The 24,167-nt window shown below is 67.4% G+C and carries 25 protein-coding genes; 13 read left to right on the top strand and 12 right to left on the bottom strand.

Features of this window, described 5'->3' with window-relative positions; translation table 11 throughout:
- The first annotated feature begins 7 nt into the window (after window positions 1–7).
- The 4 genes from ACV7JP_RS01195 to metK all read left to right on the top strand — a co-directional run bounded on the left by ACV7JP_RS01195 (window position 8) and on the right by metK (window position 6,376).
- A complete protein-coding gene (locus ACV7JP_RS01195; RefSeq protein WP_457797461.1) occupies window positions 8–1,522 on the top strand; it encodes a hydrogenase large subunit in 1,515 nt (504 codons plus the stop codon).
- 13 nt (window positions 1,523–1,535) lie between these two features.
- The gene (locus ACV7JP_RS01200) at window positions 1,536–2,054 is read left to right on the top strand and encodes an NADH-quinone oxidoreductase subunit B family protein (RefSeq protein ID WP_457797462.1); all 519 of its coding nucleotides are present in this window, start codon (window positions 1,536–1,538) and stop codon (window positions 2,052–2,054) included.
- A 157-nt stretch (window positions 2,055–2,211) separates the two neighbouring features.
- Entirely contained in the window at window positions 2,212–5,211 is a 3,000-nt protein-coding gene (locus tag ACV7JP_RS01205; RefSeq protein WP_457797463.1) for an HAD-IC family P-type ATPase, read from the top strand.
- A complete protein-coding gene (gene metK / locus ACV7JP_RS01210) occupies window positions 5,201–6,376 on the top strand; it encodes a methionine adenosyltransferase (RefSeq protein ID WP_457797464.1) in 1,176 nt (391 codons plus the stop codon). Before ACV7JP_RS01205 ends, metK begins: the two co-directional genes overlap by 11 nt.
- Window positions 6,377–6,378: 2 nt before the next feature.
- Here metK and ACV7JP_RS01215 read toward each other — a convergent pair whose 3' ends face one another.
- Window positions 6,379–6,807: an HMA2 domain-containing protein gene (locus ACV7JP_RS01215; RefSeq protein WP_457797465.1), complete on the bottom strand. Its 429-nt coding sequence runs from the start codon at window positions 6,805–6,807 to the stop codon at window positions 6,379–6,381.
- A gap of 2 nt (window positions 6,808–6,809) precedes the next feature.
- On the bottom strand, window positions 6,810–7,151 hold the full coding sequence (locus ACV7JP_RS01220; RefSeq protein ID WP_457797466.1) for a DUF5132 domain-containing protein: 342 nt from the start codon (window positions 7,149–7,151) through the stop codon (window positions 6,810–6,812).
- Between the two features lie 280 nt (window positions 7,152–7,431).
- Between ACV7JP_RS01220 and ACV7JP_RS01225 the strand changes: the two genes are divergently transcribed.
- A complete protein-coding gene (locus ACV7JP_RS01225) occupies window positions 7,432–8,364 on the top strand; it encodes a magnesium transporter (RefSeq protein ID WP_457797467.1) in 933 nt (310 codons plus the stop codon).
- Between the two features lie 14 nt (window positions 8,365–8,378).
- On the opposite strand, the gene ACV7JP_RS01230 is transcribed toward ACV7JP_RS01225, so the two are convergent.
- On the bottom strand, window positions 8,379–8,627 hold the full coding sequence (locus tag ACV7JP_RS01230; protein ID WP_457797468.1) for a hypothetical protein: 249 nt from the start codon (window positions 8,625–8,627) through the stop codon (window positions 8,379–8,381).
- Window positions 8,628–8,915: 288 nt separating this feature from the next.
- On the opposite strand from ACV7JP_RS01230, the gene ACV7JP_RS01235 reads away from it, so the two are divergent.
- Window positions 8,916–10,448, top strand: a complete 1,533-nt coding sequence (locus ACV7JP_RS01235) for a L,D-transpeptidase (RefSeq protein WP_457797469.1) — start codon at window positions 8,916–8,918, stop codon at window positions 10,446–10,448.
- Window positions 10,449–10,528: 80 nt separating this feature from the next.
- Here ACV7JP_RS01235 and ACV7JP_RS01240 read toward each other — a convergent pair whose 3' ends face one another.
- A complete protein-coding gene (locus ACV7JP_RS01240) occupies window positions 10,529–10,651 on the bottom strand; it encodes a hypothetical protein (protein WP_457797470.1) in 123 nt (40 codons plus the stop codon).
- Between the two features lie 381 nt (window positions 10,652–11,032).
- Here ACV7JP_RS01240 and ACV7JP_RS01245 point away from each other — a divergent pair, with 381 nt between their 5' ends.
- Window positions 11,033–11,356 (top strand): hypothetical protein, encoded by a 324-nt coding sequence (locus ACV7JP_RS01245; RefSeq protein ID WP_457797471.1) that lies wholly within the window; start codon window positions 11,033–11,035, stop codon window positions 11,354–11,356.
- Window positions 11,357–11,424: 68 nt separating this feature from the next.
- Complete coding sequence (locus ACV7JP_RS01250) at window positions 11,425–11,679, top strand: hypothetical protein (RefSeq protein ID WP_457797472.1); 255 nt, start codon at window positions 11,425–11,427, stop codon at window positions 11,677–11,679.
- On the opposite strand, the gene ACV7JP_RS01255 is transcribed toward ACV7JP_RS01250, so the two are convergent.
- A complete protein-coding gene (locus tag ACV7JP_RS01255; protein WP_457797473.1) occupies window positions 11,676–11,846 on the bottom strand; it encodes a hypothetical protein in 171 nt (56 codons plus the stop codon). The two genes, ACV7JP_RS01250 and ACV7JP_RS01255, sit on opposite strands and share 4 nt — an antisense overlap.
- Window positions 11,847–12,081: 235 nt before the next feature.
- On the bottom strand, window positions 12,082–13,173 hold the full coding sequence (locus ACV7JP_RS01260) for a fatty acid desaturase (protein ID WP_457797474.1): 1,092 nt from the start codon (window positions 13,171–13,173) through the stop codon (window positions 12,082–12,084).
- Window positions 13,174–13,513: 340 nt separating this feature from the next.
- Here ACV7JP_RS01260 and ACV7JP_RS01265 point away from each other — a divergent pair, with 340 nt between their 5' ends.
- Genes ACV7JP_RS01265 through ACV7JP_RS01275 form a run of 3 tightly spaced genes read left to right on the top strand, consistent with a single transcriptional unit; the run spans window position 13,514 to window position 15,382 of the window.
- Window positions 13,514–13,888, top strand: a complete 375-nt coding sequence (locus ACV7JP_RS01265) for a hypothetical protein (RefSeq protein ID WP_457797475.1) — start codon at window positions 13,514–13,516, stop codon at window positions 13,886–13,888.
- 46 nt (window positions 13,889–13,934) lie between these two features.
- The gene (gene gspG, locus ACV7JP_RS01270) at window positions 13,935–14,417 is read left to right on the top strand and encodes a type II secretion system major pseudopilin GspG (protein WP_457797476.1); all 483 of its coding nucleotides are present in this window, start codon (window positions 13,935–13,937) and stop codon (window positions 14,415–14,417) included.
- The gene (locus ACV7JP_RS01275; RefSeq protein WP_457797477.1) at window positions 14,414–15,382 is read left to right on the top strand and encodes a type II secretion system protein GspK; all 969 of its coding nucleotides are present in this window, start codon (window positions 14,414–14,416) and stop codon (window positions 15,380–15,382) included. Before gspG ends, ACV7JP_RS01275 begins: the two co-directional genes overlap by 4 nt.
- Before the next feature lie 19 nt (window positions 15,383–15,401).
- Here ACV7JP_RS01275 and gspD read toward each other — a convergent pair whose 3' ends face one another.
- Window positions 15,402–17,750: a type II secretion system secretin GspD gene (gene gspD / locus ACV7JP_RS01280; RefSeq protein ID WP_457797478.1), complete on the bottom strand. Its 2,349-nt coding sequence runs from the start codon at window positions 17,748–17,750 to the stop codon at window positions 15,402–15,404.
- A gap of 415 nt (window positions 17,751–18,165) precedes the next feature.
- Between gspD and ACV7JP_RS01285 the strand changes: the two genes are divergently transcribed.
- Window positions 18,166–18,726 carry a prepilin peptidase gene (locus ACV7JP_RS01285; RefSeq protein ID WP_457797479.1) on the top strand — a complete coding sequence of 187 codons (561 nt, stop codon included), beginning with the start codon at window positions 18,166–18,168 and terminating at the stop codon, window positions 18,724–18,726.
- 10 nt (window positions 18,727–18,736) lie between these two features.
- On the opposite strand, the gene ACV7JP_RS01290 is transcribed toward ACV7JP_RS01285, so the two are convergent.
- Genes ACV7JP_RS01290 through ACV7JP_RS01310 form a run of 5 tightly spaced genes read right to left on the bottom strand, consistent with a single transcriptional unit; the run spans window position 18,737 to window position 23,225 of the window.
- A complete protein-coding gene (locus tag ACV7JP_RS01290) occupies window positions 18,737–19,390 on the bottom strand; it encodes a prepilin-type N-terminal cleavage/methylation domain-containing protein (protein WP_457797480.1) in 654 nt (217 codons plus the stop codon).
- Window positions 19,387–19,803, bottom strand: coding sequence for a type II secretion system protein (locus ACV7JP_RS01295; RefSeq protein WP_457797481.1), 417 nt, complete (start codon window positions 19,801–19,803; stop codon window positions 19,387–19,389). Before ACV7JP_RS01295 ends, ACV7JP_RS01290 begins: the two co-directional genes overlap by 4 nt.
- Entirely contained in the window at window positions 19,788–20,249 is a 462-nt protein-coding gene (locus ACV7JP_RS01300; RefSeq protein WP_457797482.1) for a GspH/FimT family pseudopilin, read from the bottom strand. The genes ACV7JP_RS01295 and ACV7JP_RS01300 overlap by 16 nt, the downstream gene beginning before the upstream one ends.
- On the bottom strand, window positions 20,249–21,466 hold the full coding sequence (locus ACV7JP_RS01305; RefSeq protein WP_457797483.1) for a type II secretion system F family protein: 1,218 nt from the start codon (window positions 21,464–21,466) through the stop codon (window positions 20,249–20,251). The genes ACV7JP_RS01300 and ACV7JP_RS01305 overlap by 1 nt, the downstream gene beginning before the upstream one ends.
- Before the next feature lie 4 nt (window positions 21,467–21,470).
- Complete coding sequence (locus ACV7JP_RS01310; protein ID WP_457797484.1) at window positions 21,471–23,225, bottom strand: GspE/PulE family protein; 1,755 nt, start codon at window positions 23,223–23,225, stop codon at window positions 21,471–21,473.
- 142 nt (window positions 23,226–23,367) lie between these two features.
- On the opposite strand from ACV7JP_RS01310, the gene ACV7JP_RS01315 reads away from it, so the two are divergent.
- Window positions 23,368–24,072 (top strand): DUF1190 domain-containing protein, encoded by a 705-nt coding sequence (locus ACV7JP_RS01315; RefSeq protein WP_457797485.1) that lies wholly within the window; start codon window positions 23,368–23,370, stop codon window positions 24,070–24,072.
- Window positions 24,073–24,167 lie beyond the last annotated feature (95 nt).

Raw genomic sequence — 24,167 nt, forward strand, 5'->3', positions numbered from 1 at the left:
AAAGCCGATGAACGTCATGCGTAAGGAAAGCGCCGCCTCGCCCGTCACGCCGGAATGCCGCCCCTGGCCGCGCAGGCTGGCGGACCAGGCGAGTTGGCGCGCGGCGATCAACGAGCTCGCCGCGGGCCGCTGCGATCTCCTGAGCCTCTGGAGCGACGGCGCGCAGGTTCATATGACGCTGTTCCAGCCGGACGCGCCGATACGGATCATCTCGCTCGATTGCCCGGACGGCCATTTTCCGTCGGTCGGGCGCGCGCATCCGCCGGCGCTGCGCCTCGAGCGCGCGATCCGCGATCTTTACGGACTCGTCGCCGAAGGCGCGCCAGATAGCCGGCGCTGGCTCGATCACGGCCGCTGGGGCGTGCGCGCGCCCGGCGGCGGGCGCACGCCGGCGGAGTCGGCCGCGGATCCCTATGCGTTTCTGCCCGCGACGGGCGAGGGCCTGCACCAGATTCCCGTTGGTCCGGTTCACGCGGGAATTATCGAACCGGGGCATTTTCGCTTCACCGCCAACGGCGAAGTGATCGTACGGCTCGAGGAGCGGCTCGGCTTCACGCATAAGGGCGTCGATCAATTAATGCTCGGCGCCCCGATCGAGCGCGGCGCGCGTCTGGCGGGCCGCGTCTCGGGCGACAGCACGGTGGCGTATGCGCTCGCCTTCTCGCAGGCCGTCGAATCGGCGCTCGAAATCGACGTTCCGCCGCGCGCGCTTCACCTGCGCGCGCTGATGGCGGAGCTCGAGCGGCTCGCCAATCATTTCGGCGACATCGGAGCCGTCTGCAACGACGCGGCCTTCGCATTGATGCAGGCGCAATGCGGCCTCATTCGCGAGAAGATCCTCAGAGCGGCGAAGGAATGCTTCGGCCACCGACTGATGATGGATTGCGTCATTCCCGGCGGCGCGGCGCGAGACCTGCCGATGGAGGGCGTTTCGATTCTGCGCGGGATGCTGGACTGGATTCGTCTCATGACGCCGCGCCTCGTGGCGCTCTTCGGCGACACGACGTCGTTGCAGGACCGCACGGTCGGGACGGGCGTCGTCGGCGCCGCGCTCGCAAGACAATATGCTTGCGGAGGCTTCATCGGCCGGGCGTCGGGCCGCGACTTCGACGCCCGCAAGGCGATCGGCTACGCGCCTTATCCCAGCCTCTCCTTTAAGACGGGCGGCTCGCGCGAGGGCGACGTCGATGCGCGCGTCTGGGTTCGTTTCGACGAGATCCGCGCATCGCTCGATATTGTGACGCAGATACTCGACCTTGCGCCGCAAGGGCCGATCCTGGCGGAATGGCGCGCCGAGCGGGGCGCAATGCGCGAAGGCGCCGCGCTCGTCGAGGGCTTTCGCGGCGACATTTTCGCCTTTGTGCGCATTGGCGAAGACGGCGCGATCGCGCATTGTCACCTGCGCGATCCTTCCTGGTTCCAGTGGCCGCTCCTCGAAGCCGCGATCAAGGGCAACATCGTCGCGGATTTCCCCCTCTGCAACAAATCCTTCAACTGCTCCTATTCGGGGCACGATCTCTAGGGCGGACGCCGCGATGCAGAAATTTCTTCTTCAGGGCCTGCTGCGCCGCGCTCTGACCGAGCCGCCGCCCGAGCCCGAAGCCGCCTCGATCGCCGAGCTGGGCTATACGCTGGACAGCGCGGTCAGGAACAAGCTCGGCCGCAGCCTTTCCATCCGCGCGGTCGACGCCGGCTCGTGCAATGGCTGCGAGCTCGAAATCCATGCGTTGAACAACGCTTTTTACGACATTGAACGCTTCGGCCTGCGCTTTGTCGCCTCGCCGCGCCACGCCGACGTGCTGCTGGTCACGGGCCCCGTCACCAAGAACATGCGCGAGGCGCTGGAGCGGACATATAATGCGACGCCCGACCCGAAATGGGTGGTGGCGGTCGGCGACTGCGCCTTTGACGGCGGCGTTTTCGCGGGCGGCTACGCCTGTGTGGGCGCCGTGGCGAAGGTCGTGCCTGTCGACCTCCATATCCGCGGCTGCCCTCCCGACCCGATTGCGCTGCTCAAGGGATTGATCGCGCTCGTTGAGCAAGTCGGGCGGTAGAGCGGCGCCTTTCGGCGCGTCGGCCCCGCATGTTGCGGGCGGCGGCCCGCGCCGGATCGGGCGCCTGGCGCCGAGCTGTCATCTTCGCCGAATAGACAAGACGGCCGAGTTCGATGACCCTGGCCGCCGGATGTTTCTGACCAAGCCTCCCCATCTCATGGAAAGCCGAGAAACCGGCGGCGCGCGCGTCGTGCATGACGCCGTTCCGGGCCGGGTGCGCTTGCGGCATGGCGGCCTCGTCGCGGACGAAGCGGCGCGCGCCCGCGTCGAAACGTCCCTGCGGCGGCAGCCGGGAGTCGTCGCCGTGAGGATCGGCCATCTCACCGGATCGGCTCTGATCGAGTTTCGGTTTCCCGCGACCATGGCGTCGCTCGCCGCGGCGCTCGACGCGGCGGCGATGGGAATGGCGATCGCCGCGCCCGAGAGCGCCGCCGTCTCTCCGGCAAGCCCACCCGAAGAGGAAACAGGCTCTCACGCCGCGCCGATCGAGGCCGTCGCCGCGAGGCTCGGCGCGCGCCTCGTCGACGGCCTGACGGCGCGGGAAGCGACGGAGCGCCTCGCCAGATGGGGGCGGAACGAGCTGCGGCGCGCGGAGCCGCGCTCCGCCATGGCCATTTTCGCCGAGCAGATGACGAGCCTGCCCATCGCGCTGCTGGCGGTCTCGGCGGCGATGTCGCTCGCGACCGGCGGGATCGCCGACGCCGTCATGATCGCCGCCGTCGTGCTGGTGAACGCCGGCATCGCCACGAAGACCGAGCGCGAGGCGGATCGCACGATCCTGAGCCTCATGGAAGAGGGGCCGCAGCCCGCGACCGTCATCCGCGACGGCGCGCGCATCACGATCGACTCATCTGAGCTGACGGTCGGCGATCTTCTGGCGATCGAGCGCGGCGCCTTGGTGCCGGCCGATGCGCGCCTGATCGAAAGCGACGACCTCAGCGTCAACGAGTCGCCCTTGACCGGCGAGGCGCATCCGGCCCTGAAGGACGCCCATGCGCTCCTGCCGCCGGAGACCGTCGTCTCCGACCGCCGCAACATGGTCTTTCGCGGCACGGCCGTCACGGGCGGCTCCGGCGCCGCGATCGTCACCGCGGTCGGCCCCCGGACGGAGATCGGGCGCGTGCAGGAGCTGCTCGGCGCCGTGCGTCCCCCGGAGACGCCGATCCAGCGCGAATTGGGCGAGGTCGGGCGCGAGCTCGTGATCGTCAACGGACTCATCTGCGCGATCGTTTTCGCGCTCGGCATGATGCGCGGCCATCCGCTGGCGCAGACGCTGCGGGGCGCGATCTCCCTTGCCGTCGCCGCCATCCCGGAGGGGCTCCCGGCCGTCGCGACGACGACGCTCGCGATCGGCGTTCAGGATATGCGCAAGCGCAAGGTGCTGGTGCGCAAGATCGACGCGGTCGAGACGCTGGGCGCGGTCGAGATCGTCGGCCTCGACAAGACGGGCACGCTCACCGAGAACCGCATGGCGGCCGTCGCCGTCCATATAGACGGCGCGGCGCTCGAATTGCGCGACGGCCTCCTGCAACTGAATGGCGCGGCGACGGATGGCGCGCTACGCGAACAAGCCCGGCGGCTCTTCGAGGTCGCGACGCTGTGCAGCGACGCGATCGCCACGCGCGGCGGGCAAGGATTCGACCTGGACGGCACGCCGACCGAAACCGCGCTGCTTTCCGCGGGCGTCGCGCTCGGCGTCGATCCGGTCGCGCTGCGTCTCTCCGCGCGCGTGCTGTCGGGCGCGGCGCGGGGCGACGGCCGCAAGCGCATGAGCGCGCTTTGCGAAACGTCGGAAGGCGCGCGCCTTCTCTGCGTGAAGGGCGATCCCGTCGAAGTGCTGGCGCGCTGCGCGCAAATGCAAACCGCCCAGGGCGTCGTCGATCTGGACGAGGCGGCGCGCGCCCGCATTGTCAAGGCGAATGAGCGCATGGCCGGAGACGCGTTGCGCGTGCTCGGCGTCGCCTGTCGCGAAGGCGGCGGCGACCCGCGCGACGAGCGCGATCTCGTCTGGCTCGGCCTCGCCGGCATGGCCAATCCGGTGCGCGCCAGCGTGCGGCCCGCGCTGAAGCGATTGCACCGCGCCGGCGTGCGCACGGTGATGATCACGGGCGATCAGAGCGCGACGGCCTTCGCCATCGCCCGCAATCTCGACCTCAATGACGGCGGCGAATTGCGCGTGCTGGAAGCGGGTCAGATCGCCAATTTGCCGCCGGAGCTTCTGGCGGCCCTCGCCGCGCAGCCGCATGTCTTCGCGCGCGTGAGCCCGGTCGACAAGCTCAATATCGTCAAGGCGCTTCAGGCGAACGGCCGCATCGTCGCCATGACCGGCGACGGGGTGAATGACGGCCCGGCCCTGCGCGCCGCGGATGTCGGCGTCGCCATGGGCGGCGAGGGCGCCGACGTCGCGCGCCAGGTGGCCGACATCGTGCTCGCGAGCGACGACATGGACGGCGTCGTCGAGGCGATCCGACTGGGCCGCGCAACCTATGCGAATATCCGCAAGGTGCTGCGCTATCTCGTCTCCACCAACGCGTCCGAAACCTTCACCATGCTGGGCGCCGCCCTGCTCAACGCCAACGAGCCGCTGACGCCCATGCAGCTCCTTTGGCTCAATCTCGCGACGGACGCCTTGCCCGCGCTCGCCCTCGGCCTCGAACCGCCGGAGGCGGACGTTCTCGACCAGCCGCCGCATGACCCCGGCGCGCCGATCATGGGGCCGAGCGACTTCCGCCGGGTCCTGCGCGAAGGCTCGGTGATGGGGATTGCGGCGCTCCTCGGCTATTACAGCGCCGGCGGCGCCGGCGGGGGCGCGCGCGCCAGCACCGTCACCTTCCACGGATTGACGCTCGGCCAGTTGCTGCACGCCGTCTCCTGCCGGTCCGAAACGCGCGGCCTTTCGGCGGAGTTCGGCCGCCGGCCGAGCCCGCAGCTCTATGCGGGCGTGGGCGCATCCATGCTCCTGCAGGGCGTCGCGCAATTGCTGCCGCCGACGCGCCGCCTTCTGGGACTGGCGCCGCTGGGCGCCGCGGACCTGCTGCGCATCGGCGCGGTCGCGATCGGCTGCTCGCTCGCAAACGACGTCATCGGCCGCGTCGTCGAGACGCGCACGGGCGACGCGCGCGTCGCGCGCCATGATGGAGCAAGCTATGTCGTCTGACATGATCTTCACCTCCGAGTCGGTCACGCCCGGCCATCCCGACAAGCTTTGCGACCAGATCAGCGATGCGGCGGTGGACGCGCTGCTGCGAGAGGACGAGAGCGCGCGCGTCGTCGTGGAATGCGCGCTGGCGACGGGCGTCGTTTTTCTCGCGGCGCGATACGCCGCCGATGCGCGGGTCGATCTGCCGTCGCTCGCGCGCAAGGTCATCGCCGATGCGGGCTACGCCTCCGAGGGCTTCGACGCCCGCACCTGCTCGATCCTCACGAGCTTCGCCGAGATGCCGCTCGAGGCGCGCGAGTCCGAGCCGGCCGAGGGCGATGAGGAGGCGATCGCGCGGCGCGTCGCGCATGAGCAGGCCAATGTCTTCGGCTATGCTTGCCGCGACACGGCGGCGCTCATGCCGGCGCCGATCTCCTGCGCGCATAAGATCGCGAAGGCGCTCGACGCGGCGCGGCGCGGCGGCTTCGGCGCGCTCTCGCCGGACGCCAAGACCCAAGTCTCGGTCGAATATCGCGACGCCCGCCCGACGCGGATCCATAGCCTCTCGCTCAGCGTCGCCCTTGACGCCGCCGCCGGGCCCGACGCGCCGGAAAGGCTGCGCGCGCTCGCGCTGGAGGCTTTGGCTTGTGACGAATTTCGCCCGGACGCGCAGACGCGCGTCGTCGTCAACGCGGCCGGTCCGCTCGAAATCGGCGGCCCCGCGCGCCATGCCGGTCTGACGGGACGCAAGAACGGCATCGATTCCTATGGCGAGATCGCGCGGATGAGCGGCTCCGCGCTCTCCGGCAAGGATCCCTCGCGCATCGACCGCGCAGGCGCCTATGCCGCGCGCTACGCCGCCAAGAACATCGTCGCGGCGGGGCTCGCCGATCGCTGCGAGGTCCACGTCGCCTACGCGATCGGACAGGCGGAACCGCTGAGCCTCTCGGTCGAGACCTACGGCTCCGGCCGGCGGAGCGATCGGGAGATCGCGAAGCGCCTATCCGCCGCCCTCGATTTCCGCCCCGCGGCGATCGTTCGACGCTTCCGCCTACGGACGCGGCCGCGCGCCGCCGGACCCGCCGGCTTCTATCTGCGGCTCGCAAATTACGGCCATTTCGGCCGCGCCGAACTCGACCTGCCCTGGGAGGCGACCGACCTCGCCGAGGCGCTGCGGGGCTGAGCCTATTCGCCCTCCGGCGTTCTCCACAGGCCGCCGAGATGCGCCGCATACCAGAGAAGGGTCAGCGCCGGCGGAAAGAGTTTTTCGCGCGACATCTGCCAAAGCGCCAGGCCGCCGAGCGCCGCAGCGGCGAGAAGCCTGGGATCGAACGCCGGCCCGGTCGCCGCTTCGGGCGCAGCCGGCGCTTTGGAGAGGTTGAAAATTCCGGCGTCCCGCGCGGCCGCGCCGAGCTTTTCCAAAGATCCCCAATGACGGATCAGCACGCTGCCGGTCAGCGGCGTGACTTCCACCTTCTGAACGCCGGGCAGCGCCGACAGCCCGCTCGCGACGGTGGCGAAAAAGGCGGCGTCGCCGCGGCGGTCCGCGATGCGCAGCCGCGTCCGGCCCGGCATTGCATGGGAGACCTCGGCGGCCGGCGGCTCCGCGCTCATGGTCAGGCTCCCTCCCCGGTCGGATGCGGGGCCTCGGGCGCCGCGCCCCCCGGCGGAACCGAGCCTTCGCCCGGGGGCGGAGCTTTCACGTCGGCGGGCGCCTTCTGCGCCTTCGCCATCATGTTCGCGAAAATCTCCGCCGTGGCCTCCGCCTTCGCCTCGGCGAAGAGGTCCTCCGCGGCTTCCATCAGTTCTGCGCTTTGCATCCGCGCTTCCTGATAAGCCATCATCGCCGCCTTGAGCGCGGCTTTCGCCACGGGCCGCGCCCGCTTGCCGTCCCGTGTCAGCAAAAAGGTCGCCGCGGCGCCCATCAGCGCGCCCAACGCGAATCCCCAAGGCTTCATCCATTCGTCTCCCGGCCGGAAGCGAAAGCGCGCTCGCGCCTCGCTTTCGCGGCGTCTCCCGTTGATGAAGAAACGCCAAGGTGTGACGCCGCCGCAAAGGTTGTATGACAGTTTAAATTTCCTTGAGCGCGACAAAAAGACCGTCCGCAACGTCACATTTTCGTAAGATGCAGCCGGCTTCTGAAGAGAAGACCCCGCGCCAGAACCGAGGCCGCATCGTCCCATGACAGACGCTTTGCTCCGTGACGGAGCGGCATCCCAATTCGTCGCGCATTATCTCGTGTCCGCGATCCCCCTCGCCGCTCAGTGGGAGACGGCGGGGCAGTTCCGCGCGCGCCTTATCGGCCAGCGATATGAGGACGCGTCGCATGTCTTCCTGCTCGCGCGAGACGGCCGGCTCGCCGGCGTCGCGGCGATGCGGGACCTGCTCGGCGCCGCCGAGGAGACGCCGCTGACCGCGATTGCGCGGGACGCGGAAGCCTATCGCGTCCCGCTCGACATGGACCGCGAGGACGCCGCGAGCCAGGCCATTCGCTCCGGCCTTTCCACCCTCGCCGTCTGCGACGGCGAGGGCCGCCTGCTGGGCGCCGTCCCCCCGCGCGCGCTGATGATGATCCTGCGCGACGAGCATGTGGAGGACCTCCACCAGATGGCGGGCATTCTGCACAAATCCGAGAACGCCATGGACGCGCTCACGGCGCCGCCGCACCGCCGCGCTCTGTATCGATTGCCCTGGCTCCTTTTCGGCATGGCGGGCATGGCTGCCTCGACGGCGATGATGTCGCGCTTCGAGGCCTCTCTCAGCGCCCATGTCGCCGTGGCCTTCTTTATTCCGGCGATCGTCTATCTCGCCGACTCGGTCGGCACGCAGTCGGAAACCGTGGTCGTCCGCGGCCTTTCCTTGACGAATTCCGCGCTGCTGCCGCTGTTCTTCGGGGAGCTCGGCACGGGCGCCCTGCTCGGCTGCACGCTCGGCGGCTTCGCTTTCCCCTTCATCTGGCTGGCTTTCTCGAGCCTAGGCCTCGCCACGACGGTCGCCATCGCCCTGGCCGTCGCCAGCACGATCGCCACGGCCTTCGGCTTTCTGATGCCCTGGCTCTTCGCGCGGCTTGGCTATGACGCGGCGCTCGGCTCCGGGCCCGTCGCCACGGTCGTTCAGGATTCGTTTTCGCTGCTGACCTATTTCGTCGTCGCGTCGATCTTTGTCTTCTGAGCGCCCCTGCGGGCCTATTCCGCGCGCCGTCTGATCGAGGCCGTCGGCGCGAAGTCGATCGCGGGCCGGCCTTTTGGATGGACGAGCGCCGGATGCGCAATGGCGAGGACCGGCGCTTCGCTCCTCCACACATCATGCCGCCAGACCTGCCACGCGCCGCCGCCGACGACCGCCAGCACGAGCGAAAGCCAAAGCAACCGATCGCCGGCGGCGAGGCTGGCCTCGCGGGCCTCGAACCATCTTCCTGGGGTTTCCTCAGACATCCGATCAGCGGCGAAATTATCAACGGGACATGGCTCAGGTTGAGAAACAAAGGTAAACAAATGCCTTATTTGTGCGGTCGTCTTATCGGGCCGGATGGGCGCATTCGGCGCGGCGGCGTTTTCCTATAGCGCGCGAAAAAAGCCGGTTTCCCCTTTTTCGCCGCGCGCTCTAGAATCCGAGGGGCGGAAGGCCTCCGCTAAGAAATGCGCTCCCAGCTTCTTGATTTTGCGTCTCTTCCTTTGCTCGCGCCAACGGAATCGGCGCCCGACCTGATTCGGAGGAGTTTCATGCGGCCGCGCAGATATTTTGGCGGCGATCTCTCTTGGGCTTTCGGCGCCGCGCTCCTGTCGGCGTTTTGCTTTCCGGCCGCGCAAGCGGGGGAGAAGCTCGCCTTCGTCGAGATCGGCTTCGGCGACCCGCAAGCGCAAGGCGCGCAACGCGGTTGCGAAGACCGCGCCTCCAAGAAAGGCCGGGACCGCTGCGCGACGCAGCCAACCGCGCCCGGCAGGCTCGAACGGCCGCTCTTCGCCGTCGTCTCGATCGCGGACCAGAGCGTCTCGATCTACAACCATCAGGGGCTCGTCACCCGCTCGGCGGTCTCGACCGGCATGGCGGGCCACGACACGCCGAAGGGCATCTACACCATTATCGGCCGCGAACGCATGCATGCGTCGAACATCTATTCCGGCGCGCCAATGCCCTTCATGCAGCGGCTCACCTGGTCCGGGATCGCCATGCATCTCGGCGTCGTGCCGGGTCATCCGGCCTCGCATGGCTGCGTGCGCCTCCCGTCGGACTTCGCGTTCAAGCTCTGGGGCATGACCCGAATCGGCGAGCGCGTGGTGATCGCGCCCTATGACGTGACGCCCGCTCCCTTCGCGCATTCGCTGCTGCCGACGCCCAAGCTGCAAATATTGGCGGACGCCGGCGCCGCCGCCAGCGCAACCGCCTCGCCCCCGCCCGAACCCCCAAAGCTCAATCCCCGCCAATATGCGGAACGGCTCAAGGCCAAGGCGACCGCCGACAGAAAAGCGGCCGCCAAAGCGGACGCCGAAGCTTTCCTGGCCGTCGACGGCAAGGAGACGGAAGCGCTGCGCCTCGCCGACGAGCTGAAGGCCGCCGAAGCCGCGGCGCAGGCAAAGGCGGAAGCGGCCATGAAGTCCTTCGAGAGCGCGGAGGCCGCCGCCAGGGAAACCGTCGAGGCCACAAAGGCGAAGGCCGAGGAAGAGGGCGCCGCCGCGGCGGCGAAGCTCGACGCCGTCAGGAAAGCGTCGGAGGCGAATGCGCGCGAGACGAGCGAGGCCTATCAGCGTTGGCAGGTCGCGGCGAAGGCGTTCGAGGCCGCCCAGGCCGCTGAAAAGGAAGCCGAATTCCGGACCGCGCCCGTTTCCGTGCTGATCAGCAAGGCGGATAAGCGCGTCTATGTGCGCCAGGGTCTGGCGCCGGTCTTCGACGCCCCGGCGAATGTGCGCGATCCCAAGACGCCGCTCGGATCGCATCTTTATATCGCGACGGCCGCCGATGCGGATGACGGATCGCTGAAATGGTCGGTCGTCTCGATCGCTTCGCGGAGCGGCGACGAACCGAGCGAGCGCAAGAAAGCCAAGGCCGCAGGCGGGTCGCCCTATGACTTCTTCCCCGCCTATTCGGCCCTGTCGTCGAGCGCGGAAGAGGCGCTCGAGCGCGTCGAGATTCCGGAAGACATTCGAGAGCGCATCTCCGAGCGTCTTTGGACCGGGGCCTCCATCATCATCTCCGATCAGCCGCTGAGCGGCGAGACGGGCAATGTCGGCACGGACCTCGTAATCCGATTGCGGTAGCGGCAGCCTGCGTCATTCTTCGCGGTCATTGCGAGCGATGACGGTTGAAAGGAGCAAAAAGGCCGGCGATTCAAGCGCTCTCAGCGCCGCAACAGCGCATAGACGAATGCGCCGAGAAAAATCACGAAGAGCGCGACGCTCGGCCAGTCGTAACGCCGGCGCGGCGGCCCGCTTTGGTCTCTGTCGTCGCCTTGCGCGCTCATTGGAAACGTCCCCGCATCCTTTCTTGAACCTTCCTTTGGCGGTCTGCAAGAGACGGCGCCGGCATTCGCCATATTTCAAGACAGGGCTCCGAATCCAGATTAACGGCGCGTCTTCTCACCGCGTCATGGCCGCGCTTGTCGCGGCCATCCACGCCACGCCACGATCAAATCTAAGAACATGAGCCGAACATACCGTCTCCGCGCGATGCGTTTTGCGATCGGCCGGCGCGGACGCCCGCGACATGCGCGGGCATGACGGCGGAAAGTGAGCTGAAATTAACCCGAGTTCGAAGCCCTGTATTTCAAGACGGCTTCTTGCCAAGCGTTAATGGATTGTTAAAGATGGACCCAATTTTCGGTTGCCGTCTCGAAGAGTAGCCCATGTTCAAGCGTTTCCTGCCCGTGGCGGCCCTCGCCGCCGCTTTGGCCGCCGTCTCCACAATGGCCTCGGCCTATATGGCGGCGGCCCCCGTCCCGATCCCCGCGGCTTTCGAGCGTCCGATGAGCCCCGCCGCGGCCTGCGCCGCCGAAGCGCAGGATCAGTTCCTCTCAGGCCCGGCCTTCGACGCCTTCATGGACAAATGCACGAGGGTCGCCGTCGCGGACCTTTGCGAGCGCGCCGCCTCCGCCCGGAAGCTGACGGGCAAGAAGCGCGCGGCCTTCGCGCGGGAATGCGCCGCGCAGGTGGAGCAGGCGCAGAACTGAAAGGCGCGGATGGCCCGATAAGTGCTTCTTCCCCCTATCGAATGAGTTTGTCGGGAGGAGGACGAGAAATGTCGGATTCTATCGAGACGCCCGGAGGCTACTTCATCGACTGGGACGGAAAGCTGCGGCCGATCGACAATCCGGGCAAGGGCTTGCGTTGCGAGGTCGATTTCAAGGCCAAATATGTGATGGTTTTCAATAAATATGGCGGGCTCGACCATGAATCGACCTGGTACCCGAACGAGGCTGCGGTTGAGAAGGCCGGCATCAAGGTCGCCTATGCGGACCTCGACGCGCCGATCAAAATCTCGTCGATAGACTAGCGTAGCGGCGTCGCCGCAGCGGCGGCGATCACGCTCGTTTCACAGAGCTGGATATCGTAGCTCGCGCGCCACGAAAAATTCTCCTCGGAAGGCCCGGGCTGGCACGCGGCCCAAAGTATGGCGAAATAAGCGACCACCTTATAGAGAGCGACAATCCTGTTCTCCATACGGAGGCCTCTCAATAAATTAACGTTGTCATTGAAGGAAAGTGAACACCAAGGGCGGGGCGCTCGCAAGAGCAAAATCAAGGCTTTCCGGGGCGAAGCTTAACCAAAGCTGAGCTTCTGGAAATATGCTTGGCGGGAAGCCAAATTAGCGAAACGAGATCGTCGCCGGCCGCCGCCCCGCCCCCGCCTTTTGGCGTGCGGGACGGCAGGGCGGCGGCCGCTCTCGCGACCTTCGTCACGCTTTTGCGGCGGCGCTGAGCGCGCCGAGGACGGCCTGCATGGCCTCCCTGTTCCCGAGCTCCTCATAGGCGTAGCCGCATTCCAGCATGGCTTTGCGGGTCGCTTCGCGCATCTTCGTCAGATTGCGGCGCGCCATGGTCGGAAACATGTGGTGCTCGATCTGGCTGTTGAGGCCGCCGGTCAGCCAATCGAAGAAGACGGAGCTCGGCGTGTTGCGCGTCGAACGCGCCTGACGGTCGTAGAAGCCCTTGGCGGCGGTCGCCTCATAGACCTCCATCCCCGTATGGTTGAGCACGAAGACGAAAGCGAGGATGAAGCCGCCGAAAAGCTGCGCGCCGACGAACCAGGCCCAACCCGTCCAGACCGGCCCGGGCGTGAGGAAGCCCGCAAGCGCCAGACCCAGGATCCAATGGGCGATGCAGAGCGCGCCCTCGAGCGACTTGTCCCTGCGGAACGCCGTCTCGATGCTCTGCCAGCTCCAATTGAAGCGCGCCAGCGAGAGCAGCGGGAAGAAGAGCAGCACCTGCAGGCGCCGCAAGGCGAGGAACAGCTTCGCCTTCCAGGGCGACGTCGCCGCGACGGCGTTATATTCGACCAGCGACTTGTCCCAGACGATCCACGGAACGGAATCGATGTCGCCGTCGATCGGGGTGAGGACGCCGCCCTCGCTCATGCGGCAAGCATTGGGGAAGGAATGATGCAGCTCGTGCTTTTCGACCCACCAGGAGGATCCGAAGCCCTGGAACAGCGCCACGGCGCGCAGCATGAAGCGGGGCTTCGCGTCGTCGCGCGGACCCCACTGGTTATGCGCGAGATCATGGCCGAGATAGGCCGTGCGCGGGTAATGAAGCCCCAGCGCCAGGAAGCCGACAAAGGCGGCGAAGCCGCCTTGCGCCAGCAGATAGAAGGCCAAGGCGGGAACGCCGACGAGCTCCGCGCAACGGAGCGCCTGTTCTCGGATCGAGACGTCGAAATAGCCCTTTTCGCGCGCTTCCGTCTTCAATGTCGCCATGCGCTGCGCCAGCGCTCTCGCGTCCGGACCGCCCATGTCGCGGGCTCCGGCCGTCAGTTCCATCGTGTCGCTCAACTTGTTCCCCGCAGCGCCTGAATAGGCTTGTTGTCGTTACGCCGCAGCGTTCCATTCGACTATGGCCGAGCTCTTGTCAAACCCATTCCGTTAAAAATCGAGTTTTCCCGTTCGGCCGCGGCCGGAATCCTTGCCGGCTGCATTTTATAACTATTCGAAACCGAGCTTATTGTGCAAAGCAGCAAGGGCCGATCGGCGTTTCTACTTGCCGCGGCGCCGCGCCGTCCGGCGCAAGCGGCCCAAGGCCGCCGGCCGCCGCGCGCCGCACAATTGCGCCGCACGCAAAAGGGCCATACAGATGGCGTCTCATTTGGTTCCGGATCGTCGGAGCGAGCAGGCAATGCGGCGGATAATTGCGTTGGTCTCGACATTGACGCTTGGCGCATTGTTACTTTCGGACGCTCCTTCGCGCGCGCAAATCAGCATCAAGCCGGAGGCGCTGACGCATTATTCCTATTGCGTCAGCGCGGCGAAGGACCGCAACGCGGTCTTCCTCCTCGACCGCGGCGCGATGTATCGATGCGGCGACGATATCGCGGTGTCATATTTCAATTATCTAGGCAGGCAAAAAGCGCCCGAGAGACGCGTCGTCGAGGCGGAGGGCGTCTTCGTCTACCGGATGATCGCGGGCGTCGGAAAATGCTGGAACAAGATCGAGGACGCCTATGGCAATCCGACCTCGACCTATGGATGCGATATTTACATCGAGCTTTGAGCCAGGCGCTTTGAAATTGAGAAGCCGCGCAAAGACAGGGAACGACATGCTGCACAAGGGTCCGGAACGCTCCTTCAAATCGCCGGCGGCAAGACGCGCGCGCCTCATCGGGGCGCGGCGCCGTCGCGCCGGCTTCACGCTGGTCGAGATGCTGGTCGTTCTCGCGATCATCGGATCGATCGTCGGCCTCGTCGGGCCGCGAGTGTTGAACTATCTTTCCGAATCGAAGGTCAAGACCGCGCAGATCCAGATGGAAAATCTGGCGAGCGCGCTCGATCTCTTCTATCTCGACGCCGGCCGCTATCCGACGAGCGAGGAAGGGCTCAACGCGCTGGCGCAACGGCCCGCCGGCGTCTCATCCTGGAGCGGCCCCTATCTGAAATCGGCCGGCGTGCCGAAAGATCCATGGGGCCATCCCTATCTCTACCGCGCGCCCGGACAGAACGGCCCCTATGACATTGGGTCGATGGGACCGGAGGGCCGCGAAGGCGGCGCGGGCGCCCTGTCGCGCGGCGCCCAGGCGAAGTGACGCCGGGCAATAGGCCTGCCGCCGCGCGCATCCGGAAAAAGCGCGCGGGGTTCGCCCTGCTCGCCGTGGTCTGGGGCGCGGGGCTCATCGCCATTCTGGTCGTCGCCTTTATGACGAACGGCCGGCTGCGCTTGCAGACCGCCCACAACATTGCGAGCGCGACGGAAGCGGGCTTCATCGCCGAGAGCGCGATCAATCTCGCGACCCTTACGCTGCTTTCAAGAAAGGACGCGGCGCCCACGCAGGCCGGAGAGGCGGAAGCCTATGACGGCGCGCCGCGCTTTTGCGTCCTCGATCGCGCCGCCGTCGCCCTCGCCGTCGAGGAGGAAGGCGGCAAGATCGACCTCAACGCCGCCACGCCCGAACTGATCCAATTGGCGCTGGTCGGTCTGGGTCTCGACGAGCGCGCCGCGCAGAACGTCGCGAGGTCGATTGTGGCCTTCCGCACCGCGCCGGCGGGCGTCGGGCAGATTCGCCAGACTCGGAGCTCCGACAAGCCGATCGATCCCAAGGAAGGCCTGTTCGAGACGGTGATGGAGCTCGATCAGGTGAGCGGCGTGAATGCGGCGCTGTTTCGCGATCTGGCGCCCTTCGCCACCGTGCATTCAAGAAGCCCCGGCGTGGATCCGCGCGCCGCGCCGCCCGCCCTCTTCGCGGCGCTCGCCGGATACCCGCTTCAGGAAGTCCGATCGCTCATCGGCGCGCCCTACCCCAACAAGCTCGCCCGCAACGATCCGCGTTTCCCGATAAATATCCGGCAGCCGGCGGATCACGGCGCCTATCTTGTCCACGCGGAAGCCGTGCTCGCGACGGGCCAGACCGTCGCCAGGGACGCCATACTCGATTTGCGGCCGGCGAACGGCAGACCCTTCGCCGTGAAGGAAATGAGACGCGGCCAATCGCGTTACGCCGATCGTCTGCGCGATATCGTCGCGACGAACGGCGCCGGCGTTCCCGACTGTTGAACCGAGATTTCCGGCAAGCTCAGCGCGTGTCGCGATCGGCTCGCCAGGGGCTCTTCGACCAGGGATCGAGCAGCGTGCGCCGCGCCGATTGCTCGATATCGTGCGGGCGGCCGATGGCGCGCGTCGAGATGTCGAGCAGCTTGCGCTTATATTCCTCGGTGATCTCGCGGCCCTCGCTCAGCGAGCGCACGACATGCGGCGTGATCATGATGACCAGCTCGCTCTTGTCGATCACGTCGTTCTTGTCCTTGAACGCATTGCCGAAGATCGGCACGTCGCCGACGACGGGAACCTGCGCGGCGATGCGGCCGGTCTGATCCTTCACGAGGCCGCCCAGCATGAGCGATTCATTATCATTCACCACAACCTGCGTTTTCACGCGGCGCTGCTGGATCGTCGGCGTCGTGCTGCCGATCGGCGTGTTGGGATCGACATTGGAGACTTCCTGCTCGAGTTCGAGCATCACGCGCCCGCTCTCGCTGATATGCGGCGTGATTTTCAAAATGACGCCGGTATTGGTGTAATTGACCGAGTTGAAAGTGTTGCCGATCGCCGAGACGCTGGTCAGCGTCTGCACGGGAATCTGGTCGCCGACCTGCAGCATCGCCTCGCGATTGTCGAGCACGGTCAGCGACGGGGTCGAGATGATGTTGACGTCGGTGATGGCGTTGAGCGCGTTCAACGTGACTTGCTGATTGAGCGAGTTGAACGCATAGGCGAAACCGGGAAACACCGCGCCGACCGGCGCGCCGAGAAGGTTTTGGGGGCCGATCTTGTTGTTGGGCGCGGGCGCCTGCCCCTGGCCGCTCGAGAAACCGAAGAGGTTGGAGTGGTTCTGCATGAACCAGCGCACGCCGAAACGCAGCGAGTCGTTGAGCCGCACTTCAGCGATGGTGGCTTCGAGGAAGATCTGGTTCGGCAATACGTCGAGGCCCTCAATGACCTGACGGATGCGCCGGTAATCCTCCGGCGTCGCCATGACGATGAGCGCGTTTTTCGCGTCGTCGACGCCGATCTTGTAGCGGTCACTGTCAAGGCTGACCGCTGGCGTCGGCCCTGCGCCCGGACCGTTCTGCTGTCCGCCGGGAACGCTCAGCCCGCTGACGCCGCTCGGACCGCCCGAGCCGCCAAAGCCGCCGCCTCCGAAACCGCCGCCGCCGCTCGTCCCCAGACCGCCGCCATTTCCGGAGCCCAGGCCGCCGCTCGCCCCCAGGCCGCCATTGGTCCCCAAGCCGCCGGCGCCCCCTGTCGGGCCCGAGGCCGACAGCGCGCCGAGCGGACTCGTCGGCGCCTGGCCGCCGCCCAGACCGCCCGACGACATGGCCGCTTGGCCGAAGCGCGGCGAGACGCTTGCGTCGGCCTGCCCTTTGGAGCCGAAAATGGAGGTGAGAACCACCATCAGCTCCTTGGCCGGACGGTTCTGGACCCGGTAGGTGAAAAACTGCTTCTCGGCGTGCTCGGCGCGGGCGTCCAGCTTGTCGATCCAGGCGCGCGCGCGAGAGATATATTGAGGCTGCGAGGAGATGACGAGGATGGCGGAGAGCCGCTTGTTGCCGATGAAGCGGATCATGCCGCCCATCGGCCCTTCCTTCTCGGAGCCGAACACGTTTTTGAGATCGTCGGCGAGCATGTCGGCGTCGCCGCTGCGGACGGGAACGAGCGCGAATGACATGCCCTTCATCGTGTCGATGTCGAACATGGCGATCGCGTCCATCAGCGTCGCAATATCCTGCGGCGTGCCGGAAAGCGTCAAGGTGTTGCGCGCGTCGTCGGCGCGCACGATGCTGCCGCGCGCGGCGATCGGCTCCAGCACGCGCTTCATCTCGGACGCCGCGACGTAGCGCAGTTGCACGACGCGCGCGCCTTCGCCGAGCGGGCTCGCCTCCGGCGAGACGGGATCGCTGGAGATGACCTCGCCCGAGATCGCCGCCTGCTCGGTCGGAACGATCTTGTAGATATTGCCCGACTTGACGACGGAGGCGCCCGAAACCCGCAGCGCGGATTGGAAGAGGTCGAGCGCGGCGCTCTTGCGCACGGGATTGGCGGTATGAACCGTGACCTTGCCGTCGAGCTTCGGGTCGACGACGAAATCCGCCCCCACAATGTCGCCGATGACGATCTTGGCGGCCTGGGCGATGGGCAGGTTCACGAGATTGAGGGTGACGCCGTCCTCCCCCGCGGGATCGGAAGCGGCGGCGCGGCCGCGCGCCGAGCCGATGAACCTGCCGGTGCCCGTCGCGACGATGGCCCGCCCCGACGCCGTGCGCGGGCGCAGCAATCCGTCGGAGCGCGCGCCGCCCCCCTCGCCTCGCGGCGAGCGCGACATCGGCTCCACGTTCCATTCCGCGATCGGCGGTCCGCCGCCCACTGTCGAGGTCTCACAACCCGCGACGCACGCGACAGCGAGAGCCAGGGCAGATGCTCGTAGGACCAAACGCAAATCTACAACCTGTCGTTCGAACGCGGCTCTGAACTGTCTTGACCACGGACTTAACACGTTTACGAAAGCTCCGCCACGCGGGGCCGATGCGGCCGGATCGTCCCGCCGGCGGACAATTTCGTCACAATTCAGGCCTCGGGAAGAAAATTGCGCCCGCCGCCGGCGCGCGCTACGCCTTGGCCGACAAGGGCTAAGGCCCGCAATATGGAGGCGGCGCGCGCGGCGCGGAAAAGGGTGGGACGGCGAATTGACGGGAAAGCTCGACGGCCGTTGCTTTTCGTTAACCTTAACGGGACCGGCCTGCCGCCGCCGGCGCCGCGCGCTTGCGCCCCTGGCGCGCGACATGCTCTTCGCCCGCGGCGACGGCCGCCCCCTCGCCCCCGCCGCCTGGGCGGCGATTTTCGCCCTGCTCGCCCACCTCGCCGAGGGGCCGGCCGTCGGATATTTCCTCGCGCCGAGTTTCGCCCTCCTCGCGGGCCTCTCCCTGATCGCGCTTTTCGACGCGCGCTATTTCGTCATTCCCGACGGCCCCCTGCTCGCGCTCGGCCTCTGCGGCGTCGCGACCGCGCTTGCGAGCGCCCCGCAGGAGACCCCGGCGCGGCTCGCCGCGGGAGCGGCGGCCTATGCGTCGCTGCGGCTGGTCGCCTATTGCTACGAGGCCTTGCGCGGGGCGCCCGGCGTCGGCGAGGGCGACGCCAGGCTCTTTGCGCTCGCGGGGATCTGGATCGGCTTCCCCGGCCTGCCGAGCGCGCTCGTCTACAGCGTGTTCTCCGCCCTGCTCTCGGCCGTCGTCGCGATGCGCCAGGGCGCCCTGGAAAGCGCCCGCCACCCTATCCCCTTCGGCCCGCATCTGGCGCTGGGCTTGTGGCTCGTCTGGGTCTTCGGGCCGCTCGAGGCGGGATGATTTCCGGCCCTCATCTCTGCCGGAGCGCCACGGTGGCCTGGATTTCGACCACTCTTCCGAGACGGTTCGCGCCGATCTTGACCGTGACAAGCTCGGGCAGGCCCGCGCGGCTGGCCCAGGCGCGGCTCCATGCGGGCGGCCGCCGTTGCTGAGCCAAGCCCTGCTGCGCCTGTTGCGCGCCGAAATAGGAGAGCTCGAAAAAGGCGACGTCCTTCAGCACGACCGTCTTCGTCATCGCGCCGCGGCCGATGGCGAGCCCTTCGCGCGGGCGGTAGGGCTTCGTCCAGACGGCGAGCTCGGAGCCTCCGGGCGCGGCGTCCACGCCGATCTCGGTGAGAATGAGCCCGCCCCATTGCGCGCCCCCCTCGCTCAGCGCGACGAAGCTCGCGGCGTTCGCCGTTCCGGCGAAGGGCGGCGGCGGGCCCTCCGACATGACTTGCTGCTGCGTCTGCTCGGTCGCGACGGCGTAGCCCCGTCCGATCAGGGCCGCCGTCGCGCGCGCGGCGTTCTCGACCTCGTCGAGCGCGTCGCTCGCGCGCGTCGCATCCCAGGCGCGCGCGCCGAGATGAATCCCGCCCATGATCGAGGCCGTGATCAGCGAGAGCAGGCTGATCGCGAGGAGAAGCTCCAGAAGCGTGAAGCCGTCGCGCGCGCGCCGCTTCATTGGCCGAGGGGCCGCGGTTCGAGCGCCTTGATCTTCACGGCCGAAAGCGTGAAGCTTTCGCCGCGGCCCGAGGGCTTCCTGATTTCGAGTCGCGCATGGAAGCTTGTGGCGACGGGCGCGCCGCCGATCGCCCCGGCGACGCTTCGCCCCGGCGTCACCGACAAAAACCAGTAGAGCCCGTCCGGATAGCGGCCGCTCGTCTCGCCGAAGGGCGGCGGGCCGTCGACGCCCAGCGCATCGAGATGCGATGCGCCTTGCCGCGCCGCGCGGAACAGGAAGTCCGCGCGCGCCTCGTTGCGGGCGCCGCCGCTGACGCCGTTGAGCAATTGCGTCAGCGTCATGGCGAGAATGGCGAAGGCCGCGAGCGACTCGATGAGCGAGAAGCCCCGCCGGGACGTCAGAGGAAGGCGCATGAGGCCTCGCCCGTCAGCCAATTGACCGCGACCGTCGCGCGCGCCTCGGGCAATTGCAGCGTCATGTCGCCACCCGTCGATGCGCCGTCGGGAAAAAATGTTATGGCGCCTGTGCGTTCCGAAAGCCGCTGCGTGCTGGCGACATCGAGCGTCAGGAAAGCGTCGGCGGGCAACTGGCCGACGCCGCCGACCGGAGACGCATAGGTCTTGCTGAAGAGATCGACGACGACGGCCGCCTCGCCATTCGTGGCGATGGCGCGCGCGCGCGTCGCGCGCAAGGTCGCGCAGAAAGAGCGCGCCGCGCTCTCCAGCCGCATCCGCGCCGAGGGCGGACGCAGAAGTTGCGACGACATGCCGGCGAGCAGCGCGACCAGCGCGAGAACGACGAGCGACTCCAGCATGGTGAAGCCGGCGCGGCGGCGCTGTCGGGGACGAAGCCGCCGCATCACTTCACCGCGAGATCGTTGATGCTGAGCACCGCGTCCATCACCGTCATGATGAGACCGCCGACCACCGCGGCGATGAAGATGGTGAGCGCCGGAGTCAGCAGGCCCATCGCCCGTTCGATCGAGCGCTGCGTCTGCCGCTCGAACATGGTGGCGACGCGCAGCAGCATGTCGCCGAGCTGCGCGGTCTCCTCGCCGATCGTGATCATCTGCGTCGCGACGGGCGGGATATAGGGCACGCCGCCGATCGCGCCGCTGAGGCTGGCGCCGCCCCGCACCGCCTCGATCACATCGGCGAGCTCGCTGTTGAGAAAATCATTGGCGACGGCCGTCCGCGCGCTCTCGAGCCCTTGCAGCAACGGCACGCCCGCATTCAACATGGAGCCGAGCGTGCGCGAGAAACGCGCCGTGGCGAATTGCGCCAGCATCGGACCGACGACGGGAATGCGCAAATAGAAGCGGGCGACGGCGATCCGCCAGGCCGGACGCGTCTGCGCCATTTTGTAGAACAGAACCGCCGCGCCGCCGGCGATCGCGAGGATGAGGCCGATCGCGCCGGCGTTCGCCTGCAAATCGAGAATGAATTGCAGCCCCGACGGCATCTCCTTGCCATTGTCAGCGAAGATCGGCGCGATGCTCGGCACGAGCGTGCCGAGAACGACGCCCGTCGAGATGATGGCGAGCGTGATCAGCAGCGCCGGATAGATGAGCGCGCTCTGGACGCGCGCGCGCAATTCGAGACGCCGCTCCAGCATGTCGGCGAGATCGGAGAGCGCCGGACCGACCTTGCCGACCGTCTCGCCCTCGCGCACGACATTCACATATTCCGGGCCGAAAATGTCGGGCCGCCGCGTCAGCGCGTCGGACAGGGAGGCGCCGTCGACGATGCGCGAGAGAATTTCCTGCGCGAGGGCGCGCAGCGCCGGCGTGGCGCCTTGCGCCGAGAGAATGCGCAAGCTCTGATCGAGCGGCACGTCGGCCTGCTCCAGCGTCGCGAATTCGCGGGTGAAGGAGGCGATCTGCGCTGCGTTCAATCCGCGCTTGCCGAAGGAAATCTGCATGCGCGCCGCGCCGGCGGGCTTCGCCTCGCGCGTTTCGAAAGGCGTGAGGCCGCGCCGGAACAGCGCGTCTTCCGCCTCCTCGCTCGTGCGCGCCTCGATCTCGCCTTCGAGCAGATCGCCCGCGCCGCTATAGGCGCGATATTTGTACGTCGGCATGGCGCTATTCGACCCGCGTGACGCGCGCGACTTCCTCGATCGTCGTTTCGCCGCGCCACGCCTTGGCCATGCCGCATTGATGCATGGTTGTCATGCCATTCTCGCGCGCCGCCGCCTCCAATTGCGCGTCGGGCGCGCTTTCGCAGACGAGCCGCTGCATGCGCTCGTTCATGATAAGCAGCTCGGCGATGGTGGAGCGGCCGGAATAGCCGAGATTGCGGCAATGCGGACAGCCTCTGGGCGAGGACAGCCTGTCGGGTCCCTCGGCGAAGCCCTCCCCCGAAAATTGCGCGCGCATTTGCGCGCGCGTCTCCATCGGCGCGGCGCAATGCGGACACAGCTTGCGCACGAGGCGCTGGGCGAGCACCGCCTTCACGGTCGAGGCGATGAGATAATTCTCGACGCCCATGTCGATGAGGCGCGTGATCGACGCGGCGGCGCTGTTGGTGTGCAGCGTCGAGAAGACGAGATGGCCGGTGAGCGAGGCCTGAATGGCGATCTTCGCCGTCTCCGCGTCGCGGATTTCGCCGATCATGATGATGTCGGGGTCCTGACGCAGAATGGCGCGCAGCGTATTGGGAAAATCGAGCCCGATCGCCGGCTGCACCTGCACTTGATTGACGCCCGCGAGCTGATATTCGATCGGGTCCTCGACCGTGAAGACCTTTACGTCCGGCGTGGTGAGCTCCTTGAGCGCCGTGTAGAGCGTCGTCGTCTTGCCGCTGCCTGTCGGGCCCGTGACGAGCACGATGCCGTTCGGATTGCGCATCACATGGCGCAATTGCGCGGTCGTCTTCGGCTCGAAGCCGAGCTTGTCGAAATCGAGCGCGATCTGGCTGCGGTCGAGAATGCGCAGCACGATGCTCTCGCCATGCGCGGTGGGCAGGGTCGAGACGCGGAAATCGATGTCGACGCCGCGAATGGCGAGCTTGATGCGGCCGTCCTGCGGCAGGCGCCGCTCGGCGATGTCTAGCCGCGCCATGATCTTGATGCGCGAGGCGATGGCCGCCTTGAGGCCCGGCGGCAAAACCTCGGCCGTTCGCAGCGCGCCGTCGATGCGGTAGCGAACCTGCACCGCCTCCAGCGACGGCTCGATATGGATATCCGACGCGCGCGCCTCGATCGCGTCGGCGACGATCTGGTTCACGCGGCGCACGACCGGCGCCTCATTGGCGATGTCGCGCAGGCGCTGCAGATCGAATTCGCTCGCGTCATTGGCGCGCGCGTCGCTGTCGACGAGGGAGACGCCGTCCTGACGCGCGCCGTAAAGCGAAGACCACGCCTTGTCGAATTGCGCGGGCGTCGCGAGCCGCAGCTCGATCCGATAGCCCGTGGAATAGGCAAGCGCCTGCACTGGCTCGAGATCAAGCGGATCGACGACGCCGAGCCTGAGCTGGCCGTCCGCCGCCGAGAGCGGCAGGAGCCGGTTGGCGTGAATGAACCTTTCGGGAATCTCGCCGCGCAGCGGCGGCTCCATCGGCACGTCCCCGGGCTCGAGCTGGGGAATTTCGAGAAACTTGCCGAGATGCGCGCAGAGATCGGCCTCGGAGACGAGGCCGAGCTTGGTGAGCACATGATCGAACCGCTCGCCGCTCTGCGCGGCCGCGCGCTGCGAGCGCTGGATAGCGAGCTCGTCGATGGCCTTCTCGCGCAGAAGAAAGGCGCCGAAGGCCTCGGCGAAAGCGGGACTATTGGCGTCCGGCCAGGAGATCGCGCCGGCCGCGGCGCTCCCCCCGGAAATCTCCGTTTGCGCCTTCATCAACGACCCTTCAATGGAATCAACCGGTCAAGCGCCCGCTCCGTCCGGGCCGTGACCGCATCCCAAGCTTCGACGTGGGAATGACACATTTGCGAGTCAATTGCATCACCAGCCTGAGCATGAGTCGAGTGATTATTTGTCGATGTCGAGCACTCAAGCGTCCGCCGCCGAGAACCGCGCGCGTCTGAGCGCATCCCGCCGTCTGGCGATCGCCATCGCCCTGCTCGCGGCGACAGGAGACGCCGGGGCGGCGAGGGCCGCCGGGCCGGGAAAGATCTATTTCTTCGCGACGCGCGAGGCCTGCGCGGCCTCCGGCGCGTTCACGCTGCGCGAATGCGCGGCGGCCTTCCAGAATGCGCGGCTGCAGCTTCGCGACCGCGCGCCGCGCTTCGCTTCGGCGAGCGAGTGCCGGCTCAAATTCCGACTATGCGAAGCGATCCGCGCCGAGGCGCGGGAAGGCGACGCCATGGCCTATGCGCCGGACGACGCCGCGCCTGTCTACACGCCCATGGCGCTCGGCGTTGAAATGATCGGCTCCGCGAAGGGCGCGGAAGCCGCCCCGACGCTCGCCATCGACATGCGGGCGCGGATCTTCCCCTATTTTCCGGTTGCTCGGCCCTATGAGGCGCGCCGCGACGAGCCGGCGCGCCTTGGCGAGGCCCAGGAAAATCCAGCCATTCTGTCGGCGGACCGCTTCGAGCCCTTCCCGAAGCGCAAGCTCGGAAGCGTCACGACCTTCACGGCCTCCGCCCTCGGCGCGATCGAGGGCGCGACGCGCGACTCCGACGCCATGGAGACGCCGGAGCAGCGCCGCGCCCGCCTCAAGGCGGCGCCGTTCGTGGAATAGGGCCGGCGCGGGGCGAACGGCTTCCGTTACGTTGCCAGCGCAAAGGCTGGCGGCTATGGTCCCCCGGCTTTCGTCGTCGGCGCGTGATGACGCGC

This window comes from Methylocystis sp. S23, from assembly GCF_054106005.1.

Coding starts and splice junctions, on each gene's coding strand:
- ACV7JP_RS01195 (WP_457797461.1), top strand. CDS start 8: ATGAACGTCATGCGTAAGGAAAGCGCCGCCTCGCCCGTCACGCCGGAA.
- ACV7JP_RS01200 (WP_457797462.1), top strand. CDS start 1,536: ATGCAGAAATTTCTTCTTCAGGGCCTGCTGCGCCGCGCTCTGACCGAG.
- ACV7JP_RS01205 (WP_457797463.1), top strand. CDS start 2,212: ATGGAAAGCCGAGAAACCGGCGGCGCGCGCGTCGTGCATGACGCCGTT.
- metK (WP_457797464.1), top strand. CDS start 5,201: ATGTCGTCTGACATGATCTTCACCTCCGAGTCGGTCACGCCCGGCCAT.
- ACV7JP_RS01215 (WP_457797465.1), bottom strand. CDS start 6,807: ATGAGCGCGGAGCCGCCGGCCGCCGAGGTCTCCCATGCAATGCCGGGC.
- ACV7JP_RS01220 (WP_457797466.1), bottom strand. CDS start 7,151: ATGAAGCCTTGGGGATTCGCGTTGGGCGCGCTGATGGGCGCCGCGGCG.
- ACV7JP_RS01230 (WP_457797468.1), bottom strand. CDS start 8,627: ATGTCTGAGGAAACCCCAGGAAGATGGTTCGAGGCCCGCGAGGCCAGC.
- ACV7JP_RS01235 (WP_457797469.1), top strand. CDS start 8,916: ATGCGGCCGCGCAGATATTTTGGCGGCGATCTCTCTTGGGCTTTCGGC.
- ACV7JP_RS01240 (WP_457797470.1), bottom strand. CDS start 10,651: ATGAGCGCGCAAGGCGACGACAGAGACCAAAGCGGGCCGCCGCGCCGG.
- ACV7JP_RS01245 (WP_457797471.1), top strand. CDS start 11,033: ATGTTCAAGCGTTTCCTGCCCGTGGCGGCCCTCGCCGCCGCTTTGGCC.
- ACV7JP_RS01250 (WP_457797472.1), top strand. CDS start 11,425: ATGTCGGATTCTATCGAGACGCCCGGAGGCTACTTCATCGACTGGGAC.
- ACV7JP_RS01255 (WP_457797473.1), bottom strand. CDS start 11,846: ATGGAGAACAGGATTGTCGCTCTCTATAAGGTGGTCGCTTATTTCGCC.
- ACV7JP_RS01265 (WP_457797475.1), top strand. CDS start 13,514: ATGCGGCGGATAATTGCGTTGGTCTCGACATTGACGCTTGGCGCATTG.
- gspG (WP_457797476.1), top strand. CDS start 13,935: ATGCTGCACAAGGGTCCGGAACGCTCCTTCAAATCGCCGGCGGCAAGA.
- ACV7JP_RS01285 (WP_457797479.1), top strand. CDS start 18,166: ATGCTCTTCGCCCGCGGCGACGGCCGCCCCCTCGCCCCCGCCGCCTGG.
- ACV7JP_RS01290 (WP_457797480.1), bottom strand. CDS start 19,390: ATGAAGCGGCGCGCGCGCGACGGCTTCACGCTTCTGGAGCTTCTCCTC.
- ACV7JP_RS01295 (WP_457797481.1), bottom strand. CDS start 19,803: ATGCGCCTTCCTCTGACGTCCCGGCGGGGCTTCTCGCTCATCGAGTCG.
- ACV7JP_RS01300 (WP_457797482.1), bottom strand. CDS start 20,249: ATGCGGCGGCTTCGTCCCCGACAGCGCCGCCGCGCCGGCTTCACCATG.
- ACV7JP_RS01305 (WP_457797483.1), bottom strand. CDS start 21,466: ATGCCGACGTACAAATATCGCGCCTATAGCGGCGCGGGCGATCTGCTC.
- ACV7JP_RS01310 (WP_457797484.1), bottom strand. CDS start 23,225: ATGAAGGCGCAAACGGAGATTTCCGGGGGGAGCGCCGCGGCCGGCGCG.
- ACV7JP_RS01315 (WP_457797485.1), top strand. CDS start 23,368: ATGTCGAGCACTCAAGCGTCCGCCGCCGAGAACCGCGCGCGTCTGAGC.